Annotated in this window: 4 protein-coding genes and 1 pseudogene; 1 reads left to right on the top strand and 4 read right to left on the bottom strand. The window is 37.0% G+C overall.

All coding sequences use genetic code 11. The features are described 5' to 3' along the window. From Q0A12_RS13240 to Q0A12_RS13255, 4 genes and pseudogenes are all read right to left on the bottom strand, one after another. A pseudogene (locus Q0A12_RS13240) lies at positions 1 to 1,407 on the bottom strand (DNA primase); the annotation flags it as partial. A 20-nt stretch (positions 1,408 to 1,427) separates the two neighbouring features. Then, a complete protein-coding gene (locus Q0A12_RS13245; RefSeq protein ID WP_291293110.1) occupies positions 1,428 to 1,937 on the bottom strand; it encodes a DUF669 domain-containing protein in 510 nt (169 codons plus the stop codon). Between the two features lie 23 nt (positions 1,938 to 1,960). Beyond that, positions 1,961 to 3,301 (bottom strand): DEAD/DEAH box helicase, encoded by a 1,341-nt coding sequence (locus tag Q0A12_RS13250; RefSeq protein ID WP_291293111.1) that lies wholly within the window; start codon positions 3,299 to 3,301, stop codon positions 1,961 to 1,963. After that, positions 3,298 to 3,609 carry an AAA family ATPase gene (locus Q0A12_RS13255; protein WP_291293112.1) on the bottom strand — a complete coding sequence of 104 codons (312 nt, stop codon included), beginning with the start codon at positions 3,607 to 3,609 and terminating at the stop codon, positions 3,298 to 3,300. The genes Q0A12_RS13250 and Q0A12_RS13255 overlap by 4 nt, the downstream gene beginning before the upstream one ends. Here Q0A12_RS13255 and Q0A12_RS13260 point away from each other — a divergent pair. After that, a partial coding sequence (locus Q0A12_RS13260; protein ID WP_291293113.1) for a DEAD/DEAH box helicase family protein occupies positions 3,588 to 3,736 on the top strand: 149 nt, incomplete at its 3' end. The genes Q0A12_RS13255 and Q0A12_RS13260 overlap by 22 nt on opposite strands.

The following is a 3,736-nucleotide window of genomic DNA, read 5'->3' on the forward strand; positions in this document are numbered from 1 at the left end:
CGCATCGATTTTATCTGTATATTCAATATTTGCTATTCGTGTAAACTTTTTGTCTATGTTGTGTTCGTGCAATACTCCGCTAATCAAATCTAAATATCCATTTTGTGTATTTAGAAGTGTTGTGTCGCTATCAAACTCATCTGGTAAAACCGATACACGGTGCATGATTTGTTCTCTCATAGCTTTCTTTGCAGAATTTCCACGGGAACGCTTGATATGTTTCCTAAAGGCTTCTTCAATTTTTTCTGGATCTTCACAGTCGGCAGGGATATAAACTTTCTCGTTTTTCATCATGTCAACTGTGGTATCAATCATTTTTGAGATTTCACCTGTATCATCAATCTTCCAACTCTTACCATCGTAGAAATAAAACTCTTTATTAATGTATGAGTATCTGACTAAGGTTCCATACACATCCATAAATCTTTCTGCATTCCCGGTGTCATCATAGGAGTAGAATTTGTCTTCTTTCTTTTCTTCAAACTCTTTAATGAAAATTCTGAAACCGTGCGACTGGCTAGGCGTATAGGTATTTTCACATTCATGGATTGCTTTGTTTAATAAGTTTCCACCGTATGTTGAATTTGGTGGTCTGCGTTCGTCATACTTTTGTCTAAATAAAGACGAATCTCTGAAGATGCTGTCCATCTTCTCATAATCTCTACCGGTCCAAAACGCCAACATGTTCGCGAAAGCAATATCGGCTTCGGATTGGGAATCATAAAACGCTTCCCAACCACCCTCCATAAATACTTTGAATTTGGCGCCTTGCTTACTTTCGTATGCTTTTTGTACTATCTCGCTTTCTGATAGGTCTATCTTTGATTCAGAAGCGTTTTGATTGTTAAACCTTACAATCTTATCGTCTCCAATATATCGGTTGTATAGCAGTTTTAGAGTGGTTTCTGATGGTTCGATGACTTGGTTATATTTGCGATCGACAGTGTTGCCTGTCATAACGAAAAATCTACCCGAATCATACATTTCAACATTGCCTTTTCTACGTCTGTGTCCTGGCAACTTTCCTTTACAGATAATGTGGATACCGTTACCTGATTGAGAGTATTCAGCATAAGATTTAATCGATGTTACAAACTCGTACATCATATTTGTTTCAATATCGCCTTGTAAATATCGTTGAATTTCACCTTCGATATTATCAATGTCAATTCCGAAGTAAGGTTTTTTGAAATAAAAACCTAATCCATTACAGTTATATTTTTCTATTGCAGAGAGTGCGGTCTGATAATCAGACCACGTACTCTCATCATTTGATTTACCATTGTTTCCAGTGTGTGGATCGACTGGTATTTTGGTGTGTTTTTTTCTCTCTTCGTTCCATACCAATCGATATACACACCATTGTTTTTGCTGCTTTAGTTCTTCTGGAATGTGTTCATACGCCACACACTTTCAACTCCCTTTAATTAGAATGGAAGATCATCATCGCTAATATCGATGCTTCCGCCTGCAAAATCATTCGGTTTACTGCTATCTTTGAATTGATGTTGAATATTTGGGAAAGCCGACTGTTCCCACCGCTTTACATTCAAGTTGTCATAAATTACGCCTTGTGCATTGGGTTCAGATTTTTCATTTTTTACCGTAACTTTCGCTACTTTCATGAAGAAATCTTGCATTAAGTCATCAATACTAGAATAAGATTTGTTTTCTTGTAATCGGAATGCCCAGCCGAGGGTATTGAACATTTGGAAATTGTATTTGCCTGTGTCCTTTTTCTTCCAAATTTTATGAAAGATATGTTGATTTTGGTGCTTTTGTTGTACATCGTTACGGATGATCAAGTCTAACTCCATATATTCAGAGCCACTTCTTGTTGCGTCCTCTTTTACAATGTTTACGATCACTTCATAAACTCCGTCTGTAATTCCGCCGCCTTCAAATTTGTCGTTGAAATCTAAGTTAAATCCTGTCATAGTTAATTACCTCTTTCTGTTTTTTATAGTAGGTTTAGTCTTTTGGCTTGAAAGAATGCCCAGCCTTTTTTATAACCTCTAGCATCAGCCATTTTATATAAATCGCTGACACTCTCAGCTTCTTCTGGTTCCATTGCTGCATACTTTCCTGTATCTAGATCAATTTTTATTTCTTGTAGTTCTGCACTTTCGATTATTTCAAGGTTTGCAGAACGCTCTTCTTTCGGTATCTCATGCCCACAATAAGGACAAATATTTCCAACTTCGCTTGCATAAGTTCCAAAGCAGTTAGGACATTCCTTAATAGGTATGACATCCTCTTTCCTTCGGCTTTTTTTACTTGCTAAGCTCCATTGTCTTGGCATATCTGGTAATCCGTGTTCATTCACATTACCTACGTGGTCAATGATTGTAGATATTTTATCTGGCTTGTAGCGCATCCCTCTCATAGCTTGCTGAATGAACAGCGAGAGCGATTTAGTGGGCCTTAGCATTATGACTGTTGAGCAATCTGGAACATCGAATCCCTCACCGATTAAATCAACATTTGTCAGGATTTGAATATCGTGATTACGAAATTTTTCAATAATTGAATCACGTTCCTGTTTATTCGTTTTTCCGTCAATATGTGCTGCTTGGTATCCTGATTCGATAAATAAATCTCTAGTCTTTTCGCTAGACTCTATACTGTGGCAATATACGATCGCTTGCTCACCTTCAGCTAGTTTTTTATAATGCTTGATAACATCACCGTATATAGCTTTTTGTTCCAATGCTTTATCTATACTGCCTTTTGAGAATTCAGACATAGAATTCATTTTTAAAACTGAAGTATCGATCAGCGCTGGTGCATAGTATTTAAATGGAGTTAGTCGTTTATTTTCAATCAACCATTTAACTGATACTCCTTCTATCAACAAATCGTTGACATCTCCTAAACCGCTACCGTTTAATCTGACTGGTGTTGCGGTAAAGCCTATTCGTTGGACATCTGAATAGTATTCGTAAATTTTTTTATAGCTACTAGCTAAACTGTGATGGTTTTCATCCGTTATGATCAGCTTAGGTTTCTTTATTTTCCCTAGCTTTCTCACAATTGTTTGAACCATTCCGAAAAGAACAAATCTCATATCCACACCATGTGTTTCAAAGGTGCTTTTTATTTGGTCAATTAATTCCTTTCTGTGGACCAAGAACAATACCTGATTGCCCTTTAATGTTGTCTTGCGAGCGATTTCTGCAATCACCACTGATTTACCAGAGCCGCATGGAGAAACGATACAAGGAGCACGATAGCCATTGATAAAAGACTCTCTAGCCCTCTTTATCAAATCTTCCTGATAGTCGTATAATTCAAAGGTCAATCATCATCACTTCCGATTTTGAAGATATTTTCCTGAAGGCAACCTTCTCTGTGGTCCAATTGATTTTTTGCAAATGTTCCATTTGATTTTTGAAGAATGAATCCACGTTGCTTGGTTTCAGGATTTCGAACCAGCCTAGCCACCAATGGAATGATTCCCATAATATGATTGACTACTTTCTCTCTGATGTCTGGCAAGAATTGATTGTATAGTTGCCCGCTTTCTAATTGGATTTGTCTGGTCGTTTCCCAAGCCGTATAAACTACATTCGTATTTAATGCATTGAATGTGGATATCAGTTCAATCAAGTGTGAGAAAGCTAGGGAAAATAAAGAAACCTAAGCTGATCATAACGGATGAAAACCATCACAGTTTAGCTAGTAGCTATAAAAAAATTTACGAATACTATTCAGATGTCCAACGAATAGGCTTTAC

This window comes from Enterococcus sp., from assembly GCF_022711995.1.
Lineage (GTDB): Bacteria > Bacillota > Bacilli > Lactobacillales > Enterococcaceae > Enterococcus_D.

Excerpts from the sequence above, each read along its gene's own strand:
- Q0A12_RS13245 (WP_291293110.1), bottom strand. The coding sequence starts at position 1,937 with ATGACAGGATTTAACTTAGATTTCAACGACAAATTTGAAGGCGGCGGA.